This is a genomic window from Paraburkholderia sp. SECH4 (assembly GCF_030511745.1).
GTDB classification, from domain to species: domain Bacteria; phylum Pseudomonadota; class Gammaproteobacteria; order Burkholderiales; family Burkholderiaceae; genus Paraburkholderia; species Paraburkholderia madseniana.
Map to the genome: position 1 here is coordinate 24,996 of NZ_JALOCP010000045.1, position 21,163 is coordinate 46,158.

Sequence of the window (21,163 nt, forward strand, 5' to 3'; positions counted from 1 at the left end):
TCGCTACGCCTAACTGCCATGCAACCTCGTTCGCCCTCCCGATCCGCTACGCCGCGTATCGAGGAGTTGATCGCCCGGCGTGACTTGTCCGCCGTATTCCAGCCGATCATCGATTTCGACGACGGCGCGATCCTCGGCTACGAAGGTCTGATCCGTGGCCCCGCCGGCACACCGCTCGAAACGCCGTTCGCCCTGTTTTCGCAAGCGCTCGCCGAGGGCTGCGCGCTTGAACTCGAGCAGGCCGCCGCGCGCACCTGCATCAACGCGTTCGCGAAGCTCGATTTCGACGGCAAGCTGTTTCTCAATTTCAGCGCGGGAGCAATCCGTCAGTTGGCCGACGCGCACGACGACACGCTCGCGCTGCTGCGTCGTCGCGGTGTCGATCCGCAACGGATCGTGATCGAGTTGACCGAGCAAAGCACGATTCTGGATGTCGCCAGCTTCCTGCCGGTGATTTCGACGTTGCGCACGGCCGGCGCGCAGTTCGCGCTCGACGATTACGGCACCGCGAACGCCAGCATGAATCTTTGGGTGCGCCTGCAACCGGACGTCGTGAAGATCGACCGCTTCTTCATCCACGGCATCTCCAGCGACTCGCGGAAATTCGAAGCCGTGCGCGCGATGCAGCACTTCGCCAACGCAAGCGGCGCGCGGCTGGTGGCCGAAGGCATCGAAGACGAAGCAGATCTGATCGTGGTGCGCGACATGGGGATCGGCTGCGGGCAGGGGTTTTTCTTCGGCCGGCCGCATGCCCAGCCGGCCAGTAGCGTCACCGACGACGCCCGCGACGCACTGCGCGCCGGTCACATCGCCGTATTCCCGGAGACCACGCGCACAGCGAGCAGCGCGTCGCCGTCGGGCGGCATGGCATCGGCGAAGATGATGGTGCATGCGCCCGCGCTGCCGCGCCACGCGACCAACAACGACGTGCTCGAACTGTTCAACCGCCTGCCCGATCTGCATGCGGTAGCGGTGGTCGAACACGACGAGCCGGTTGCGCTCATCAACCGCCGCAGCTTTATGGACCGCTACGCGCTGCCTTACCACCGCGAGCTGTTCGGCAAGCGGCCATGCCTGCAGTTTGCGAACGCGTCGCCGGTGATCATCGAGCAATCGATGACCGTCGAACAGATGGCCAAACTTCTTGCAAGCGACGATCAGCGTTATCTCGCCGACGGCTTCGTCATCACCGACAACCACGGCAAATACGCCGGTCTCGGCACCGGCGAGAAGCTGGTGCGCGCGGTGACCGAGGTGCGCATCGAAGCCGCGCGCTATGCGAACCCACTGACCTTCTTACCGGGCAACATCCCGATCAGCTCGCACATCGCCCGCCTGTTGGGCAACGACGCGGGCTTCTACGCGTGCTACGTCGACCTGAACCACTTCAAGCCCTTCAACGATCAGTACGGCTACTGGCAAGGTGACGAGGTGTTGAAATTCGCTGCCGCCGTACTCGCCGACGTCTGCGACCCGACCCGCGATTTCCTGGGTCACGTCGGCGGCGACGACTTTCTGATCCTGTTCCAGAGCGAGGACTGGCAGGAGCGCGTACTGCGCGCGATTCACCTGTTCAACGAAGGCGCGCAGCGCTTCTACGCGCCCACCGACCGGCTGGCCGGCGGCATCCACGGTGAAGACCGGCGCGGCAATCCGACCTTCTTCAGCTTCGTGACGATGGCCATCGGCTGCGTGCGCGTCGAGTCGGACGGCGGGCCGTCGTTTTACAGCAGCGAGGAAATCGCGTCCGTCGCGGCGCTGGCGAAGCGGCGCGCGAAGCACGAGACGAGCGGCTTCGTGCTGATCGACGCGGATGAGAGCGTGGTGCTGTTACGCGGACAGGCCGACATGGCGGCGATGGCCGTCGACTGAGTGCGCTGGCGCGCCCACGCCAAAGCCAAGCCACGCCCACGCCCACGCCCACGCCCACGCCCACGCCCACGCCTTGTTTAGTTTATTTTACTAAACAACATAAATCAGGCCAGCAGCACTGTCTACGGGTATTTCCGGGTACGGATCACACGTTCACGAGGCTGTTTTAGCCACGTTTTACTATACAATCGGCCGAACCCAAACACCGTGCGGCCGCCCCACTTGCGGCCGCTTCATTCGATGGCCACAACCATCCGCGACGTCGCCCGCGCGGCCAGCGTGTCGATCGGCACCGTCTCACGCGCATTGAAGAATCAGCCCGGCCTTTCCGAGGCCACCCGCGAACGCGTGGTCGAAGCGGCGCGGCAGCTCGGCTATGACGCCGCCCAGTTGCGGCCGCGCATCCGCCGTCTCACCTTTCTGTTGCACCGTCAGCACAACAATTTCGCCGTCAGCCCGTTCTTTTCGCACGTGCTGCATGGCGTGGAAGACGCGTGCCGCGAACGCGGCATCGTGCCTTCCGTGCTGACCGCCGGTCCGACCGAAGACGTGATCCAGCAGATGCGTCTGCATGCGCCGGACGCGGTAGCGATCGCCGGTTTCGTGGAGCCCGAAACGCTGACCACACTGGTGGCGATGCAACGCCCGCTCGTGTTGATCGACCTGTGGGCGCCCGGCCTGCGCTCGGTGAACCTCGACAACGCCGCGGGCGCCACGCTCGCCATGCGGCATCTGTTCGAACAGCAGCGCAAGCGCGTCGCGTTCATCGGCGGCTCGCTCGCGCACTTCAGCATCGCCCAGCGCGCGCTCGGTTACAGGCGCGCGTTTTTCGAAGCGGGCTTGTTGTTCGACCCATCGCTGGAACTCACGATCGACGCAGGCCTCGATCCCGACACCGGCGCTGCACGCGCGATGCACCAGTTGCTCGACGCACCCGGCCCGCGGCCCGACGCCGTATTCGCCTACAACGACGCCGCAGCGCTCGCCGCGCTGCGTGCGTGCCTCGCGCGCGGCATCCGCGTGCCCGAGGATATTGCCATCATCGGCTTCGACGACATTCCCGCCGCCGCGCATGCCACGCCGCCCTTGTCGACCATTTCGGTCGACAAGGAAGCGCTCGGCCGGCGCGGCGTCGAGTTGCTGCTTGAAGATACACCCGCTGAACTCGAAGTCCGCTTGCCCGTCCATCTCATTGCCCGTGCCAGTACTTTGGTAAAAACGCCATGACGCAATCCGATCCGCTTCACCCCGCCAACGGCGCCGCCGCGGCGCCGCCCGTCGACAGCTTTCGCAGCCGCGATTTTCTGATCGCTCATGTGCAGGACACGCTGCACTTTTACGCGCCGAACGTGCTCGATCCGAGCGGCGGCTTCTTCCATTTCTTCCGCGACGACGGCTCCGTCTACGACAAGACCACGCGGCATCTGGTGAGCACGTGCCGCTACATCTACAACTACGCGATGGCCTATCGTCAGTTCGGCGACCCACAGCATCTCGAGTACGCGCGCCACGGTTTGCGCTTCCTGCGCGAAGCGCATTGGGACGCCGAACACGAAGGCTACGACTGGGAGCTCGAATGGCGCGACGGCAAGAAACACACGCTCGACGCAACGCGCCACTGCTACGGCCTCGCATTCGTGCTGCTCGCGTATTCGCATGCGGCGATGGCCGGCATCGAGGAAGCCAGGCCGATGATCGGCGCGACCTTCGAGTTGATGGAACACCGCTTCTGGGACGCCGCCGCCGGCCTCTATGCTGACGAGGCGACACCCGACTGGCGCGTCAGTTCGTACCGCGGCCAGAACGCGAACATGCACACCACCGAGGCGCTGCTGACAGCGCACGAGGCGACCGGGCACCTCGTCTATCTCGACCGCGCGGAACGGCTGGCGTCGAACATCACGCTGCGTCAGGCGAAGCTCTCGCAAGGCCTCGTGTGGGAGCACTTTCACGCGGACTGGTCGGTCGACTGGCATTACAACGAGGAAGACAGCTCGAACATCTTCCGTCCGTGGGGCTTCCAGCCTGGGCACCAAACCGAGTGGGCCAAGCTGCTGCTGATTCTCGAGCGCTATCGTCCGTTGCCGTGGCTACTGCCGCGCGCGATTGAGCTATTCGACGCCGCGATGACGCATGCCTGGGACGAAGACCACGGTGGCCTCTATTACGGCTTCGGCCCGGACGGCACCGTGTGCGACCACGACAAGTATTTCTGGGTCCAGGCAGAGACCTTCGCGACCGCGGCGCTGCTCGCCAAGCGCACCGGCAACGAGCGTTTCTGGGACTGGTACGACGAGATCTGGCGCTATAGCTGGGCGCATTTCGTCGATCACAAGTATGGCGCGTGGTACCGCATCCTCACGTGCGACAACCGTAAGTACAGCGACGAAAAGAGTCCCGCCGGCAAGACCGACTATCACACGATGGGCGCGTGCTACGAGGTGCTGGCGCACGCACTGCCTGACGGCGCGGCCGCTGCGTCCGAATCCGCGGAGTAAGCAAAATGAGCAACTTGAGCGCAAACACCGAATTCCCCTTCTTCGTCTCGGCCGGCGACATCCTCACCGATCTCGTGCGGACCGGCGCCTCGCAATGGCTCTCGCGTCCTGGCGGCGCCGGCTGGAACGTCGCGCGCTGCGTGGCGCGGCTCGGTTTGCCGACGGCGTGTGCCGGCTCACTGGGCGTCGATAACTTCTCCGACGAACTGTGGAACGCAAGCGTCGCCGCAGGGCTCGACATGCGCTTCATGCAGCGCGTGGAGCGCCCACCTCTGCTGGCGATCGTTCATCAAACGCATCCACCGGCATACTTTTTCATGGGTGAAAACGGCGCCGATCTGGCGTTCGATCCGACGCGCCTGCCGGCTGGCTGGATCGGGCAGGTGAAGTGGGCGCATTTTGGCTGCATCAGCCTGGTGCGTCAGCCGCTTGGCGACACGCTTGCCGCGCTGGCCGCCGAGTTGCGCTCGCGCGGCGTGAAGATCAGTTTCGATCCGAATTACCGCAATCTGATGGAGCATGGCTACGAGCCCACATTGCGGAAGATGGCCGCGCTGGCTGATCTGATCAAGGTGTCGGACGAAGATTTGCGCATGCTGTTCAAGACGGACGACGAGGCCGGCGCACTTGCGCAGTTGCGGGCGATGAATCCCGCCGCCACCGTGCTGGTCACGCGTGGACCGGAGACGTCCATGTTGATCGACGGCGCGATGGTTGTAGAGGCCCGGCCACCACGAGTGGAAGTTATCGATACGGTTGGAGCGGGGGATGCCTCGATTGGCGGTCTGCTGTTCAGCTTGATGACCGCACCGCAGCGAGCGTGGCCGGAGCACCTGGCCTTTTCTCTGGCCGCCGGCGCCGCGGCGTGCCGCCATGCTGGCGCGCATGCACCTTCTTTGGATGAGGTTGTGGCGCTGCTGTAGTTTTTTTGCCTTGTGCGGCGCGTATTGTTGTCGACATCGGTTGCCAACAATACGCGCCGCGTAGCCGAAAAACCGAACCCCGGTCATCGTGCTAGGATGAAAAAACCCAACCCTTTGGAAGAAGGAGCGTCGCCATGGATGACATCACCTACACCAAAGGTATCTACACGGCCACCGCCTCGATAAGAGAAGTGCAAAGCGACACGTGGCAGGGCATCGTTACGCTTTCCCGCGACGAGGGCGAAGCAAGCACGGACCAGGAGACCACGGTCTACGAAGTCGAAGCCACTTCGTCCACGCCCGAGGAAGCCCTCGAGGAAGCCAAGGCGCTCGCGCACCGCATCCTCGGGGAAATCGAACTCTAGGCAACCCGGCGCTGCGTCCATCGCACAGCGCCGCTTCTAAATCAACCGGCTGGAGGCGATCATGGCTGAACAGCTCTTCCTCTACGGCGTGTACTCGATTCACGTCCGCCCTCTCGAACTCAACGGCGCACGCTGGGACGCGGAATACGAAATCCGGCATCGCGAGAAAGCCGTCAAGCCGTGGACCACCGTCGGCGGCGACAACGGCTACGCGGATGAAGCCGAAGCTATCGCAGCAGCGCACCAGCAAGGCGTCGACGACATCGAACACGGCGCCGGCATTCCAAAACCGAGGGCGTTTCCGTAGACCTTCAGCGGGCGCATTGGTAGAGGCGTGTGCGTCAAGCGAGCGGAATCGCCGCATCTCCCGCACGCTCGCCCAAAGTACCGCAGGCGGGTGTTGGAAGCGCCGCCTCGGCGCCCGTGCAACACGCCGTCGATGTGCTACCTCGACGTCTGTGCAACCTGCCGTTGAGGCACGCTCTCCAACGTCCCTTCAGCGCGCCGACAATCCCCCTCCGCGCGCTAACCGGCGTGCTACGCTTTACGCGTTCTTCCTCTCCACGGGCACGCGATGGCGACCGAATCACCAGACCATCTTTCCAGCATCGGCGACGACGAAACGCGTGCGCAGAAACCTCGTACGCGCGGCAGCCGGGAATTGCGCCTGGATGATCGCGTCGTTATCGCGCACGGCATGCCGACGCCGCTCTGGCAGGATCTCTATCACCGCGCACTCATGGTCCGCTGGCCGACGTTTTTCGTCTCGCTCGGGGTCTTGTTCCTGCTGCTCAACACCGTGTTTGCCGCGCTCTACATGCTCGGCAACGCACCGATCGCCAATCAGTTTCCGGCAGGCTTCAGCGGCGCGTTTTTCTTCAGCGTCGAAACGCTCGCGACGGTCGGCTACGGCGACATGCACCCGCAAACGGTTTACGCCCACTGGATCGCAACACTGGAGATCTTTGTCGGCATGTCCAGCATCGCGTTGGCGACCGGGCTGATCTTCGCGCGCTTCTCACGTCCGCACGCCAAGATCATGTTCGCCCGCTACGCGGTCGTATGGCCGTACGAGGGCCGCATGACGCTGATGGTGCGTGCCGCCAACGCGCGTCAAAACGTGATCGCCGAAGCGCGGGCGAAACTCCGCCTCATGCGACTGGAAACCTCCACCGAAGGTTATACGCTGCGCAAGCTCTACGACTTGACGTTGGTGCGCGACCAGCATCCCGTGTTCAAACTGGGCTGGGTCATGATGCACGTCATCGACGAAAGCAGTCCGCTATTTGGCGAGACCGCCGAAACGCTCAAGGGCCATGATGCGTCGCTGTGGCTCACGCTCGAAGGGGTCGACGAATCGACCTCGCAGACCATGCAGGCGCGCCATATGTGGCGTTGTGAGCAGATCCGCTGGCAACACCGTTTCGCCGACATCATGCGTGACGAGGGCGGCGTGAGTCACATCGATTACTCGCATTTCGACGAGGTCGTGCCGCTCGATTCAGCACCTGTCTCCGCGCCTATGGCGAAGGCGCCCGCGCCGTAAAAACAGGACTGAAACGCACCAGGGCATACCCGAACCCGTCCATCGCGCAGCAGATCCATCTCAAAACTTCATTAAAACGCGCGCCCCGTCGCGCTGTTTCGTTGAACGCCTCGCCAAGTAGAAAAAATTCACTCCAATTGGCGCTAAAAAATAGAGTCTCTTTCGCCGCGTCGCCTTTTGTGGCCCCCACCCCACGGCACGCGGATGCAAAACATTGGAGACTCACCCATGACCCCTCGCCTGCCCATCGACGGCACGCCCGCTCTCGCCGACTACAAGCTGTCCGATAACCTCACCGCCACGCGCGGCCGGATCTTCTTGACCGGCACGCAGGCGCTGGTGCGCCTCGCGCTGATGCAACGCGTAGTCGACCGCGCGCAGGGCCTGAACACCGCCGGCTTCATCAGCGGCTATCGCGGCTCGCCGCTCGGCATGGTCGACCAGCAGTTGTGGAAAGCGAAGAAACTGCTCACGGCGAGTGATATTCGCTTTTTGCCCGCGATCAACGAAGAACTGGGCGGCACCGCGGTGCTCGGTACGCAGCGGGTGGAATCGGACCCGGAACGCACCGTCGAAGGCGTGTTCGCGATGTGGTACGGCAAAGGCCCCGGCGTGGATCGCGCGGGCGATGCGCTGAAGCACGGCAACGCGTACGGCTCGTCGCCGCACGGCGGCGTGCTGGTGGTGGCGGGCGACGACCACGGCTGCGTGTCGTCGTCGATGCCGCATCAGAGCGACTTCGCGTTGATGGCATGGCATATGCCGGTGGTGAATCCGTCGAACATTGCCGACATGCTCGAGTTCGGCCTGTACGGCTGGGCGCTGTCGCGTTTCTCGGGTGCGTGGGTCGGCTACAAGGCGATCTCGGAAACGGTCGAATCCGGTTCGACGGTGGACCTCGATGCGTTGCAAACCGAATGGACGGTTCCGCAGGATTTCGAAGCGCCCAGCGGCGGCTTGCATAACCGTTGGCCCGATCTGCCGAGTCTCACGATCGAAGCGCGGATGCACGCGAAGCTCGACGCGGTCCGTCATTTCGCGCGCACCAACAGCATCGACAAATGGATCGCGCCGAGTCCGCATGCGAACGTCGGCATCGTCACGTGCGGCAAGGCGCATCTGGACTTGATGGAAACGCTGCGCCGGCTCGATCTGACGGTCGCCGATCTGGAAGCGGCCGGCGTGCGCATTTACAAGGTCGGCTTGTCGTTCCCGCTGGAGATGACGCGCATCGACGCGTTCGTGTCCGGTTTGTCCGAAGTGCTGGTGATCGAGGAGAAAGGCCCGGTCATCGAGCAGCAGATCAAAGACTATCTGTACAACCGCACGCAAGGCACGCGGCCGATCGTGATCGGCAAGAACGCCGAAGACGGCACGCTGCTGCTGTCGTCGCTAGGTGAATTGCGGCCGTCGCGCATTCTGCCGGTGTTCGCGAACTGGCTCGCGAAGCACAAGCCGGCGCTCGATCGTCGCGAGCGCGTGGTCGATCTGGTGGCGCCGCAAATCCTTTCGAATGCGGCGGATAGCGTGAAACGTACGCCGTATTTCTGCTCGGGCTGCCCGCACAACACGTCGACCAAAGTGCCTGAAGGTTCGATCGCGCATGCGGGGATCGGCTGTCACTTCATGGCGTCGTGGATGGAACGCGACACTACCGGTTTGATTCAGATGGGCGGCGAAGGGGTCGATTGGGCCTCGCATTCGATGTTCACGAAAACGCGCCACGTATTCCAGAATCTCGGCGACGGCACCTACTTTCACTCCGGCATTCTCGCGATCCGCCAGGCGGTGGCCGCGAACACCACCATCACCTACAAGATCCTCTATAACGATGCCGTCGCGATGACGGGCGGCCAGCCGGTCGACGGCAGCATCTCGGTGCCGCAGATCGCGCGTCAGGTGGAAGCCGAAGGCGTGTCGCGTTTCGTCGTGGTCAGCGACGAGCCGGAGAAATACGACGGCCATCACGACATCTTCCCAAAAGGCACGACGTTCCACCATCGCAGCGAAATGGACACGGTGCAGCGCGCGTTGCGCGATATCGACGGCGTGACCGTGCTGATCTATGACCAGACCTGTGCGGCTGAAAAACGGCGTCGCAGGAAAAAAGGTGAGTTTCCCGATCCGGACAAGCGTCTCTTCATCAACGAGGAAGTTTGCGAAGGCTGCGGCGATTGCGGCGTGCAATCGAATTGCTTGTCGGTCGAGCCGCTTGAGACAGCGTTGGGGCGTAAGCGCCGCATCGATCAATCGTCGTGCAATAAGGACTATTCCTGCGTGAACGGATTCTGCCCGAGCTTCGTCACGGTGGAAGGTGGCAAGCTGAAGAAAGCCGCGGGCGCCGCGTTCGATCCGGCCGCGCTCGCCGCGCGCGTCGACGCCTTGCCGATTCCCGCGACGCATCTCGATGCCGCGCCTTACGACATTCTGGTGACCGGTGTTGGCGGCACGGGTGTCGTGACGGTCGGCGCATTGATCAGCATGGCCGCGCATCTGGAAGGCAAGAGCGCGTCGGTGCTCGACTTCATGGGCTTCGCGCAAAAGGGCGGCTCGGTGTTGTCGTTCGTGCGCTTCGCCGCGCGCGACGAGTGGCTCAATCAGGTGCGTATCGACACGCAACAGGCCGACGTGCTGCTCGCCTGCGATATGGTGGTGGGCGCGAGTGCCGATGCCTTGCAGACGGTGCGTCATGGCCGCACGCGCATCGTAGTCAACACGCATGCGATTCCGAACGCGACCTTTGTGCAGAACCCGGACGCGACGCTGCATGCCGACGCGTTGATCGACAAGATGCGCCACGCGGCAGGCGACGATCGCATGTCGACGTGCGACGCCCAGGCGCTCGCGACGCGTTTTCTCGGCGACACCATCGGCGCGAACATTCTGATGCTCGGTTACGCCTGGCAACTTGGCCTCGTGCCCGTGTCGTTCGCCGCGATGATGCGCGCGATCGAATTGAACAACGTCGCGGTGCAGATGAATCAACTGGCGTTTTCGATCGGGCGTGTTGCTGCGGAAGACCCCGCTGCGCTCGAATCGCTGTGGCAAGCCCGGCATCTGGCGAAGCAGACGGTGCGCGTCGATACGCTCGACGAACTGATCGCGCATCGCGAGGGTCGTCTCCAAACGTACGGTGGCGCGAGTTATGTGCAGCGGTATCGCACGTTGGTCGATGCGGCACGCCGTGCCGAAACCGCGGTCGATGCAAAGGGCGAGCGCATCACGCGTGCCGTGGCGACGACGTTCTATCGTCTGCTCGCGGTGAAGGACGAATACGAAGTGGCGCGCCTGCATACGGATGCGGCCTTCCGCGAAGCACTGGAAGCGCAATTCGAAGGTGTCGCGGGCAAGGACTTCGGCATCAAGTTCAACCTCGCGCCGCCGACGCTCACGCGTCCTCAACCGGGAGTGAATCCGACCAAGAAAACCTTCGGTCAATGGATGTGGCCGGTTTTGGGTGTGATGGCGAAATTCAGCGGCTTGCGTGGCACGATGTTCGATCCGTTCGGCCGCACGCTGGAACGCAAGATGGAGCGCGAACTCGCCGGCGATTACGAAACGACGTTGCAACGCGCGTTCGCAAAGCTCAACGCGAACAATCTGGAAGACGTCGCGAAGCTCGCCGATCTGCATGCGCGTGTACGCGGTTATGGTCACGTGAAGCTGGCGAATCTGGCGGGCGTGAAGCGCGGCGAGCGCGATCTCGCGGCGCGCTTGCAGATCGAAGCAGCGACCAGCGCATCGGTGAAGAAGTCGCTGGAAGAGATGAAGGGCGCCGGGCAGTTGCGCGGGATTCCGGTGGTCGTCGCGAAGTAATTCTTTCGCTCCGTAGATGAAGAATGCCGCTTCGGGTTGAACCTCGAAGCGGCATTTTTTTGCCTGGTGGATTTGCACCGCGTTGTGCCCAATAGCGCTGATTATCTTCCTGACGAATCAGCCACGCTTTGTGTCCAGTAGCGCCCTCACCTGCGCGACTTTCGCCGCATCGACGGGCGCAAGACCGTTGCCGCCAACGCGCACACCCGAACCGAAGTGAACCGCTTGAACTTGCGTCGCGCTCACGAAGCCGGCTACTGCATCGATGGTCAAACCCGCGCCCGCCAGCACCGTGCAATGTGAGCCGGCCGCTTGCCGTACCAGCTCACTCACGATCGACTCTGCCTGCAGCACGGAAGGTTTGCCGCCCGAGGTCAGCACATTCGTCACGGCGTCGAAACCGAGCAGCACGTCGAGCGCTTTCTGCAGATCACGCGTTTCGTCGAACGCACGATGGAAGGTGATAGCCAAGCCATCCGCCGCATCGATCGCACGTGCGAGGCCTTCGCGGTCGATCTCGCCATCCGCCGTCAGCATGCCGATCACCACGCCGTTCGCGCCCGCCGCCTTGACTGCACGCACGTCGCGCAGCATCACGGCGTAGTCGTCAGTGTCGTACACGAACGAGCGGCTATGCGGTCGCACGATCACGTTGACGGGTACGGCGCTCGCGGCAACCACCGCCTCGATCAACCCAAGGCTCGGCGTCAAACCGCCCTCGCCCATCGCGGTGACGAGTTCAAGACGGTTCGCACCGGCCTGCACGGCAAGCCGGGCGTCGGCAACGGTCGTGGCGATGACTTCAAGTAGGACTGACATAAGCGCGGCTGTGGGTCGTTAAAAACGACATGATCTCAGAACCGCCGCGCGTCCCGCCAATCTGGGCCATGAGGACCGCCGCTCACCCTCCGGAGCGAAGCATCCGAACCTCTATTCTTCGACCCAATCGATATCGCCGCACAGCACGCACGTCTGATCACCCACGCGCGTCGCCACCGACAGCGTCACACACGGCAGCGCCTCGTTGATCGACAGATACGGACGCGTCACATGCACGCGTTCAGGCGCGTTGATCGCCGCACGGAAATACGGACGACGCAGCCAGTTCGCCCCTTGCGCGTCGGCAAGCGGCAAAAAGCGCGTCTCATGCGCCGCGCGATCGGCACGCAACACGACGTTGCGGCCCGCCTGCTTGCCCTTCGCATCGAGCAGAAAACAGCGCGCGGCATGGTCGAGCGCGAGGAAATTCCAGCACACTTCCTCGAGCGGTTCGCCGGCTGCGAGCCGTTCCGCGGCACGCTCAAACGCCCGCAGATACGGCGTGAGACGGCTCGCATTGCGGCGCTCGCGCGCTTCGGCCTGATCGCGATAGCGGTCGGTGACTTCGCTGATGCAAGTCGTGGCGTGCGCCGCGTCGGCCGCCCCTGGATTCGGCCGGCCGAAGAAAAACCCCTGTACGAAGTCCGCATCGCAGGCGAGCGCCATCTGCGCTTCGTGTTCCGTTTCTACACCTTCGATCAGCACCAGCTTGCCCGCTTCGTGCAGCAGCGCCACCAGCCCCGGCAGGATCGTCGCCATATCCGCACGATGCGCGGCGTGCGACAGCATGATGCGGTCGAGCTTCACGATGTCGGGATTCAACTGCCAGATCCGTTCGACGTTGGAATGGCCCGCGCCGAAATCGTCGAGCGCAATCAGGAAACCACGCTCGCGGAATTGGCGCACGGCGTCGGCGAGACGTTCGAGATCTTCGGCGCGTTGTTCGAGCACCTCAAGCACGATCCGCCGGGGCGACAGATCGAGTCGCTTGAGGTTGGCCAGCAAGGCGGCGGCGAGATACGGGTCGGTGAGCGCGCCGGGATGGACGTTCAGGAACAGCCATTCGCGCTCGGCGCCAAGTACCTTGAAGTTCTCCAGATGCAGGGTCTGGGCGAGCCGGTCGACTTGCAGCACGTCGCCGAGACGCGCCGCCTCGCCGAATACGTCAAGCGGCGACACAGGCCGGTCGAGCGCATCGTGCGCGCGCAGCAGCCCCTCGTAGCCCACTGCCCGCATATGCGACAGGCTGAAAATGGGTTGAAACACGCTGGTCAACGTCAGCTCGCCGTGCTGCACCGAAAAACGTTCGAGCCCCGACGTCACCTCGACATCGAAGCCATGCGGCGCGCTGGCCGTCCTTTCCTGTTGCGCAATCGTCATGCAATCCTCTCACGCGAGAGCCGGGCCGGTCCGAACGCGGAAGCGAACAACCTCGGCACCGTTTCTCAAAATGTGCGTCATCGATATTCCTTAAGCAAGCTCCATGCGCACGCTGGCGCACATTCGAATGAAATTTGCATGAAAGATTGCACCGATGAATGAGCCGATGCGCCGCGCGGGGGCGCAGCGCGCACCGTTAAGGTGCATTACCTTACCTGGACGCTTGCCGATCGGGCTCGCGGGACCTTGTCGGGTTAACAATGGCGTGCTGCAGCGTCGGGCTAAACTTCGGCCTTGTGCCTCACGCACGCCTCGCGATCGATACGCGGCGGCATCGTCGACGATCGCAGAGGAAGCACCGCTATATCTCCAGAAATAGACCGATGGATATTGTCTTTACCGTACTGATTCTTTTGCTCGCCGTCGCAGCTTCCGGCATCGTGACGCGGATGCTGCGGGTCGCCTTGCCGCTGCCGCTGGTCCAGATCGCGATCGGCGCCTTGCTCGCATGGCCGAGGCTCGGGCTGCACGTCACTTTCGATCCGGAAATTTTCATGATGCTGTTCATTCCGCCGCTGCTGTTCGCGGATGGATGGCGAATCCCGAAGCGCGAATTGTTCATGGCGCGCCGCTCCATCCTGATGCTCGCGCTCGGCCTGGTTTTCATGACGGTGCTGGCGGTCGGCTACTTCATCCATGCGCTGGCGCCATCGATCTCGCTGCCGGTCGCGTTCGCGCTTGCCGCGGTGCTGTCGCCGACCGATGCGGTAGCGCTAAGCGGTATCGCCGGCAAGGGCAAGATTCCCGGGCGGTTGATGCATATCCTCGAAGGTGAGGCGTTGATGAACGACGCGTCGGGCCTTGTCGCGCTGAAGTTCGCGATTGCCGCGGCGCTGACGGGAGTGTTTTCGCTGCGCGACGCGTCGATCAGCTTCGTGATCATCGCGGTGGGCGGTCTCGCGACGGGCGCGGCGGTGAGCTGGCTGTTCAGCTTTGTGTCCGCGCATTTTCTGAGTCTTAACGAAGAAGGCGATCCGGCACCCGGTGTGGTGATGACGCTGCTGATTCCGTTCGCCGCGTATCTGATCGCCGAGCGCTTCGAGTTCTCGGGCATTCTTTCCGCGGTCTCGGCCGGCATGATGATGAACTACGCGAACATCGCGAACGCCGGGCCGGTGTCGTCGCGCGTGCGCGGGAACAGCACGTGGACGATGATCGAATTCGTCTTCAACGGCATGGTGTTCATTCTGTTGGGGCTGCAGTTTCCGCACATTCTCGGCCGCGCGCTGCTCGACGCGCACGAGACCAGCGATGTGGAGGTGTGGCGCTTGATCGGCTACATCGCCGCGGTGGCGGCGGCGCTCTACGCACTGCGCTTCGTGTGGGTGTGGTTGCTGCGCTGGTTCGCGAGCCGCGGCGCGGCGAAGCACGGTATGGCGAGTGCCGTGCCGGGGTTGCGCACGGTCACGGTGACGACGGTGGCCGGCGTGCGTGGCGCGGTGACGCTGGCGGGCGTGTTGTCGTTGCCCGAGGTCTTGCCGGGTGGTGCGCCGTTGCCGGGGCGGGACCTGGCGATTTTCATTGCCTCGGGCGTGATTCTGCTATCGCTGCTGGTGGCCGTCGTGGCGTTGCCGCTGTTGTTGAGCGGCTGGCGGCGGGGTAAGGATCCGCATGCGGCGGAGGAGGCGATGGCGCGCACGATGGCGGCGCAAGCCGCGATTCGCGCAGTTGACGAAGTGCACGAAAGAGACTGCGCGGATCTGGATGAGTCGGCATCGGCATACGCGGCGGATGTCACCGCGCGAGTCATGGACATTTATCGACGACGGCTCGCCACATTGGAAGAAGAACAGGAGCCGCGTGAACTGGCGCGCCGTGCCGATGCGCTGGAATTCCGGATGAAGTTGGCGGCGATGCGAGCCGAGCGGAAGGTGCTGCTTGCGCTGCGCAATAGTCAGGAAATCAATGACGAGACTTTGAACAAGCTCATGCGCGAGGTGGATCTATCGGAGACGGCGCTGACCGTGCGGAAGCGATAGAGGTAGCAGTCAGCGTTACGACGCGGCGATGGCCTTTCTATTGATCGCTTGATCTCTCAATCACAAGAGAAAAGGCCGTCGCCCAGGTCAATCAGGCCACCGGTCCCTGCGCCGGCTTCCTTCTCAGAAGCGCGTACAAAATGATCGCGCCGAAGGTCGCGGTACCGATCCCGCCGAGCCCGAACCCACCGAGCTTCAACGAAAAATCCCCAGCGCCAAGCACGAGCGTTACCGCCGCCACGATCAGATTCCGGTTGTCGGAGAAATCGACTTTATTCACGACCCAGATGCGCGCGCCAGTTACCGCGATCAGGCCGAACACAACAATCGACACGCCCCCCAGCACCGGCCCCGGAATGGTCTGAATCACCGCACCGAACTTCGGCGAAAAGCCCAAGACCAGCGCAATCACCGCGGCAATCACAAACACCAGCGTCGAATAGATTTTGGTCACGGCCATCACGCCGATGTTCTCGGCATACGTCGTCACCCCCGTGCCGCCGGCAAAGCCAGACAGAATCGTCGCGAGTCCGTCGCCGATAAATGCACGGCCGACATAACCGTCGAGGTTCTGACCGGTCATCGCGCTCACCGCCTTGATGTGCCCAAGATTCTCAGCAACAAGAATCACCGCAATCGGCGCAAGCAAGGTCATCGCCTGCATGTTGAAAACCGGCGCGGTGAACTGCGGCATACCGAACCATGCAGCGTTCGCCACAATCGCAAAGTCGATCGGCTTGCCCATGCCGAGACCATTCGTGACGATCGCGTAAATCACGTACGCCATCAGCAAACCGACCAGAATCAGCAAACGCTGCAGCATGCCGCGCGCAAACACCGCGACCGCGCCGACGCACAGCACCGTCACCAGCGCCATCCACGAGTCGAAGTTGCTCCCGCTCACGCCATGCACCGCGATCGGCGCGAGATTCAAGCCGATCACGCAGACAATCGCGCCCGTCACCACCGGCGGCATCAGCGTTTCAATCCATCGGGTGCCGACCGCCGACACGATCAGGCCAATGATCGCGTACACCACCCCGCACGCGATGATCCCGCCCAACGCCACCGGAATGTTCATGTTCGGACCGTGGCCGCCATACCCCGTCACCGCGATCACCAGACCGATGAATGAGAAACTCGAACCGAGATAGCTCGGTACGCGCCCACCCACAAGGACGAAGAACAACAACGTGCCGATCCCCGACATGAAGATGCACAGGTTCGGATCGAAGCCCATCAGCAACGGCGCAAGCACGGTGGACCCGAACATCGCGACAACGTGCTGAATACCCATTGCAAGCATCTGCGGCCACGCGAGACGCTCGTCGGTGCCGACAATGCGACCCTCGGCAGCGTTCGGCTGGGCGCGCCAGCGTGGGAAATAGGAATCGGCCATGGCGGGGGTTCTCCTCTGTCGGCGTTGTAGTGGACGGCGCTGCGAAACCGCGCCATCTGGGAATTACGCGCGAGTGTACGGAGAGGCACCAGGCCTGGCAAGGGCGGCAAAAAGCGCGCAATGAGCGCTACGCGCGCCGCGCGTCCAGCGAGAACACCGTCACCGCCGCTTGCAACTGCCTGGCCTGATCCGCCATCGACGCCGCCGCGGCCGCCGCCTGCTCGACCAGCGCCGCGTTTTGCTGGGTCACGTCGTCCATCTGCGCGACCGCGCGGTTCACTTCCTCGATGCCGGTGCTCTGCTCCTGCGACGCCGACGAAATCTCACCCATGATGTCGGTCACACGCTTCACCGCATGCGTGACTTCCGCCATCGTCTGACCGGCCCGCTCGGCCAGTTCGGCACCGCTGCCCACACGCGCCGTCGAGCTCTCGATCAGTTCCTTGATCTCCTTGGCGGACACCGCGCTGCGCTGCGCGAGTGAACGCACTTCGCCCGCCACCACCGCAAAGCCGCGGCCCTGCTCGCCAGCCCGCGCCGCTTCGACGGCGGCGTTCAGCGCGAGAATATTGGTCTGGAACGCGATCCCTTCGATCACCGCAATGATGTCGGTCATGCGCTTCGAGCCGGCCGCCAACTGGCGCATCGTTTCGACCACATCGCCGACCAGGCCGCTGCCGCGCGCCGCCACTTCCGACGCGCCATGCGCGACACCACCCGCCTGCTGCGCGTTCTCGGCATTCATCTTCACCGTCGACGTCAATTCCTCCATGCTCGACGCGGTTTCCTGCAATGCGGCAGCCTGCTCTTCCGTGCGTTGCGACAGATCAGTGTTGCCCTGCGCGATCTCGCCCGAGGCCATCAGGATCGATTCGCTCGACTCGCTGATGCCCGAGACAATGCCCGCCAGCCGCTCACGCATATTGCTCAGCGCAAACAACATGCTGTGGGTATCGCCCGCACGGGTGTCGACGCGCACGCTCAGGTCGCCGTCGGCGATGCGGTTGGCGATGTGCATCGCGTAATCGGGTTCGCCGCCGAGCTGACGCGCAAGGCGTCGTGCAATCACCGTCGCGAGCAAGGTGCCCACCGCGATCGCGCCCAACACCAGCGCGAGCATCACAATCCGCATGTGCTGATAGTTGGCTCCCGCCTCCTGCTGCGCTTCGTTGGCTTGCTGACGGCGATAGTCGATCAGCGCCGTGATGCGATCGCGCAGCGCCTCGCTCGACGCAATCGCGCGGCGCACGAGTTCGTTGTTGTCGACGCCGGCCGGAATCGGTTCGAGACCGATCTGCTGATGCACGATGCCCTCCCACACCGCCGACTTGCGCAGCACTTCGTCGAACATCTCCTGACCCTTGGCTGTAGCGATGGTCGCGCGATACTGATCGTAGGCGCCGTGCATCTCCTTGAGCGACGCGACGATGCTGTCCTTCAACTTTTGACGGCCGGCGTCGTCGGCGGCGTAGCCGAGATTCGCGGCGGCAAGATCGGAATCGATCTTGTGACGGTTCGCCTCTTCCATCCAGTAGAGGCCGTTCATGTGCTGGTCGCAGATGGCGTCGGCAATGGCATGCATCGACGACAACGTCTTTAGCGAAGTCCCGCCGATCACGACGCAGAACCCGATCACGACGGCAAACGCCAACAGCAGCTTCCTGAATACGGTCATGCGATCGAACCACTTCATCTCACCATCCTTCATAAGTCCTAAGGGGACGCTCGCGTCGCTGCGCCATGGCAAAACATTTCGCCATTTTTCAGATACGTGGCGACGCTCCCACCTCTTTTACGGCGTGCGTAACAGAGACTTGATGCGATAAATGGTGGGCATAACCGGGACAGGATGATGTAAGGAATGCCTGGCGCGCGGGTCCGGATCGCTACGTCGACGCGCTTTGCATGTCGGCGCAATGATTGGGATTTGTCTGATATATGGGGATGAGCCGAGCTTTTAGACTTTGTCTGTTGCGTTCACCCCCCATGAGCGCACGTGATGTTGATGTAACTCTCCGACTTTCCGCTCACGCTCCCCGGCGTGAGCGGCTTTTTTTTGTCCCTACGTTTCGTTGGTCGGCGCACTCGCCAGTGCGTCCGGTGCGTTCGATACGCGGTTGAATTTATGGATGCGTAACGAGCGCACCTTGAGCAAGCCGCAGCGTGTGATCGCGCACATCCTCCGGCCATGCCGCGACGATCCCGTCAAAGCGCGTCCGATCGTCGGCATAGAGCGCGCGTGTCGCATCTTCGTAATCAGGCAGATTGCCGGCGATCGCGGTCATGAAGCGATACACCGCTTCTTGCGCTGCGCGTTTGCGGTCCTTGTCCTCGCCCGCAAGCCGCGCCGCGTCGACCAGTTTGCGCAGCGCGACCGAAGCGCCACCCGATTGCCCATTGAGCCAATCCCAATGACGCGGCAGTAACGTCACCTCTCTCGCCACCACACCGAGCTTGGGCCGGCCGCGGCTGCGCGGGGTGTCGTCTTCCCCGGCGTCAGCGGTTGGTGCGGGTTGTTCGCCGGGCGCCCCGCTTGCCAGCCGCGCCAGAATCTCTTCAGGCGTACCGCGCAAATCAAACTCGACCGGGCGACTCGTGACGTCGTCGAAAACCAGCACGGGCGCCTGTTCACCGCGCGCCAGCACTTCGCGTATGGCGAGCGCCACCTCGGACAAGGAGCCCGAGGCGATGCGGCGGTGCCCCTCGAATGCGGTGCAGGTTACAGGGTGGGGGGTCATGACAAACTCCAGAAAGATGAATTTGTCGAATTATACCCGGGTATAAATTAAGCGCAACATATTACCCGGGTGAAATTATTCAGAGCAGCGCACGCGGTTGGTTCTGCGCCAATCAGCGCTGGCCCGCTGCTCGAACTCGGCGCGGCCCACTAACCGGCACGCCTGTGAAATTGTCCTGCCTCATTGCGCCGGCGACGCCACGGCACTCCGCCGATCCGCCCGCGCCGCCACCGGGTAGCAAAGCACGCGGTTGCGGCCGGCGTCCTTGGCCTCGTAGAGCGCCTCGTCCGCGGCGTTGACGAGTGCGCGGCTCGTCGCGAATACCTGGCGGCCGGTGCAGGCAATGCCGATGCTGATGGTCAGCACATGGTGCGAGCTCGCGACGTGGCGAAGTTCGAGCGCCTGAACCGCGGCGCGAATTTTCTCGGCGATGGCCGTCGCCCCGGTTTCGTCGGTATCCGGCAAGAGCACAGCGAATTCTTCGCCACCATAGCGCGCAGCGGTATCGCCCGGGCGTCGCACGTTCTGCCCGATGCAGCGCGCCACGGCGACGAGCGCATCGTCGCCGGCCGAGTGGCCGTATAGATCGTTGAAGCCTTTGAACGTGTCGACATCGATCAGCAGCATCGACAACGGCCATTCGTTACGTTGCGCGCGGCGCCACTCCTCTTCCGCATGTTCCTCGAACGTGCGGCGATTGTTCAGGCCGGTCAGCCCGTCGGTACGCGCGAGCACGCGCAACTCTTCTTCGGCCGCGCGGCGCTGCCGCAGTTGCTGCGAGAACAGGAGAGCGAGCGCAATGATCACTACGTCGAGCGCCGCGATCAGCGTACCGATGATCCACGCGCGACGCCGCCACTCCACATAGATATCGCGCGTGGAGAGCGCCACGTCGAGAATCAGCGGATACATATCGATATGGCGGAACGCGTACCAGCGCTCGACACCGTCGATCGCCGCCGTGCCGAAGAAGTCCCCGCTCGGCTGCAGAAGGAAGCGTGAGTAGTTCGCGGTGCCGGTCAGGCTCCGGCCGATAATTTTCGGATCGTAGGGGCGCCGCATCAGCATCGTGCCGTCGTTCAGCATCAGCGCCATCGACCCGCCCGCGCCGAGATTCATGCCGGCGAACAGGTGTCTGAAGTAAGTGAGCCGCATCGTGCCGACCACCACGCCGCCGAAGCTGCCGTCCGGCCGCGAGATGCGCCGGCTCAGCGCAATGCTCACGTCCTTACCGTGTACCTTGGGTATGAACGGATGGCTGACATACAGGCCGACATTGGGAGAGTCGCGCTGAACGCGGAAGTATTCACGCTCGGCGAGATTGAACGCGCGCGGAGGCGTGGATTGCGAATCGAAGACGATGTTGCCGGCCGTGTCGAGTACGAGAATCGAACCCAGGTCTTTTGCGCTGGCTGAGCCGTCGAACAGCACCATCTGGCGGATCGCCGGCGGCAAGTCCAGCACGCCGGGTTGTTTCAAGCCTTCAATGACGGCCCGCAGCGACAGATCGTAGATCTCGAGATTGCGCGACACGTCGCGTTCGACCAGCAGCGAAACGTTGAAGACCGAATCCTGCGCGCGCCGCAACGCGTCATCGCGCATCTGCGCCAATACCCACACTGCGATCGCGAGGATCGCGCTGGCCAGCACGATACTGATGGCAATCACGATGTTCGGTCGGCGCGTCACCATGAGCGTTTCATTCGAGCATGCGCTGACCTACACGCGTGGAGGAGTTGGCCGCGCCCGGAAGGCGCGTCCCGTGAAA

Annotated in this window: 15 protein-coding genes; 9 read left to right on the forward strand and 6 right to left on the reverse strand. The window is 63.2% G+C overall.

The genetic code is table 11. The features are described 5' to 3' along the window. Positions 1 to 18 precede the first annotated feature (18 nt). The 8 genes from M0D67_RS36265 (at position 19) to M0D67_RS36300 (ending at position 11,020) form a co-directional block, all read left to right on the forward strand. Positions 19 to 1,872 (forward strand): phosphodiesterase, encoded by a 1,854-nt coding sequence (locus M0D67_RS36265; protein ID WP_266241923.1) that lies wholly within the window; start codon positions 19 to 21, stop codon positions 1,870 to 1,872. Positions 1,873 to 2,112: 240 nt separating this feature from the next. Continuing rightward, positions 2,113 to 3,099 carry a LacI family DNA-binding transcriptional regulator gene (locus tag M0D67_RS36270; protein WP_154558835.1) on the forward strand — a complete coding sequence of 329 codons (987 nt, stop codon included), beginning with the start codon at positions 2,113 to 2,115 and terminating at the stop codon, positions 3,097 to 3,099. Then, positions 3,096 to 4,370: an AGE family epimerase/isomerase gene (locus tag M0D67_RS36275; RefSeq protein ID WP_266241925.1), complete on the forward strand. Its 1,275-nt coding sequence runs from the start codon at positions 3,096 to 3,098 to the stop codon at positions 4,368 to 4,370. Before M0D67_RS36270 ends, M0D67_RS36275 begins: the two co-directional genes overlap by 4 nt. A 5-nt stretch (positions 4,371 to 4,375) precedes the next feature. Beyond that, a complete protein-coding gene (locus M0D67_RS36280; RefSeq protein WP_266241927.1) occupies positions 4,376 to 5,293 on the forward strand; it encodes a carbohydrate kinase in 918 nt (305 codons plus the stop codon). A 134-nt stretch (positions 5,294 to 5,427) separates the two neighbouring features. Further along, the gene (locus M0D67_RS36285) at positions 5,428 to 5,658 is read left to right on the forward strand and encodes a hypothetical protein (RefSeq protein WP_154558838.1); all 231 of its coding nucleotides are present in this window, start codon (positions 5,428 to 5,430) and stop codon (positions 5,656 to 5,658) included. A gap of 61 nt (positions 5,659 to 5,719) precedes the next feature. After that, positions 5,720 to 5,965, forward strand: a complete 246-nt coding sequence (locus M0D67_RS36290) for a hypothetical protein (RefSeq protein WP_074285658.1) — start codon at positions 5,720 to 5,722, stop codon at positions 5,963 to 5,965. 267 nt (positions 5,966 to 6,232) lie between these two features. Then, positions 6,233 to 7,204 (forward strand): ion channel, encoded by a 972-nt coding sequence (locus M0D67_RS36295; RefSeq protein ID WP_154558839.1) that lies wholly within the window; start codon positions 6,233 to 6,235, stop codon positions 7,202 to 7,204. 228 nt (positions 7,205 to 7,432) lie between these two features. Next, the gene (locus tag M0D67_RS36300) at positions 7,433 to 11,020 is read left to right on the forward strand and encodes an indolepyruvate ferredoxin oxidoreductase family protein (protein ID WP_266241933.1); all 3,588 of its coding nucleotides are present in this window, start codon (positions 7,433 to 7,435) and stop codon (positions 11,018 to 11,020) included. A gap of 117 nt (positions 11,021 to 11,137) precedes the next feature. Here M0D67_RS36300 and M0D67_RS36305 read toward each other — a convergent pair whose 3' ends face one another. Both M0D67_RS36305 and M0D67_RS36310 read right to left on the reverse strand, forming a co-directional pair. After that, positions 11,138 to 11,839, reverse strand: coding sequence for a copper homeostasis protein CutC (locus M0D67_RS36305; RefSeq protein WP_266241934.1), 702 nt, complete (start codon positions 11,837 to 11,839; stop codon positions 11,138 to 11,140). A gap of 111 nt (positions 11,840 to 11,950) precedes the next feature. Continuing rightward, positions 11,951 to 13,219, reverse strand: coding sequence for an EAL domain-containing protein (locus tag M0D67_RS36310; protein ID WP_154558842.1), 1,269 nt, complete (start codon positions 13,217 to 13,219; stop codon positions 11,951 to 11,953). A gap of 383 nt (positions 13,220 to 13,602) precedes the next feature. Here M0D67_RS36310 and M0D67_RS36315 point away from each other — a divergent pair, with 383 nt between their 5' ends. Beyond that, positions 13,603 to 15,258, forward strand: a complete 1,656-nt coding sequence (locus M0D67_RS36315; protein WP_266241935.1) for a Na+/H+ antiporter — start codon at positions 13,603 to 13,605, stop codon at positions 15,256 to 15,258. Positions 15,259 to 15,349: 91 nt separating this feature from the next. Here the strand turns inward: M0D67_RS36315 and M0D67_RS36320 are convergent, their stop codons facing one another. The 4 genes from M0D67_RS36320 to M0D67_RS36335 form a co-directional block, all read right to left on the reverse strand. Beyond that, entirely contained in the window at positions 15,350 to 16,657 is a 1,308-nt protein-coding gene (locus tag M0D67_RS36320; protein WP_266241936.1) for a solute carrier family 23 protein, read from the reverse strand. 127 nt (positions 16,658 to 16,784) lie between these two features. After that, positions 16,785 to 18,350, reverse strand: a complete 1,566-nt coding sequence (locus tag M0D67_RS36325) for a methyl-accepting chemotaxis protein (RefSeq protein WP_266241937.1) — start codon at positions 18,348 to 18,350, stop codon at positions 16,785 to 16,787. Positions 18,351 to 18,780: 430 nt separating this feature from the next. After that, positions 18,781 to 19,395: a DUF2239 family protein gene (locus M0D67_RS36330; protein WP_266241938.1), complete on the reverse strand. Its 615-nt coding sequence runs from the start codon at positions 19,393 to 19,395 to the stop codon at positions 18,781 to 18,783. Positions 19,396 to 19,575: 180 nt separating this feature from the next. After that, a complete protein-coding gene (locus tag M0D67_RS36335; protein ID WP_266241941.1) occupies positions 19,576 to 21,087 on the reverse strand; it encodes a sensor domain-containing diguanylate cyclase in 1,512 nt (503 codons plus the stop codon). Positions 21,088 to 21,163: the final 76 nt, after the last annotated feature.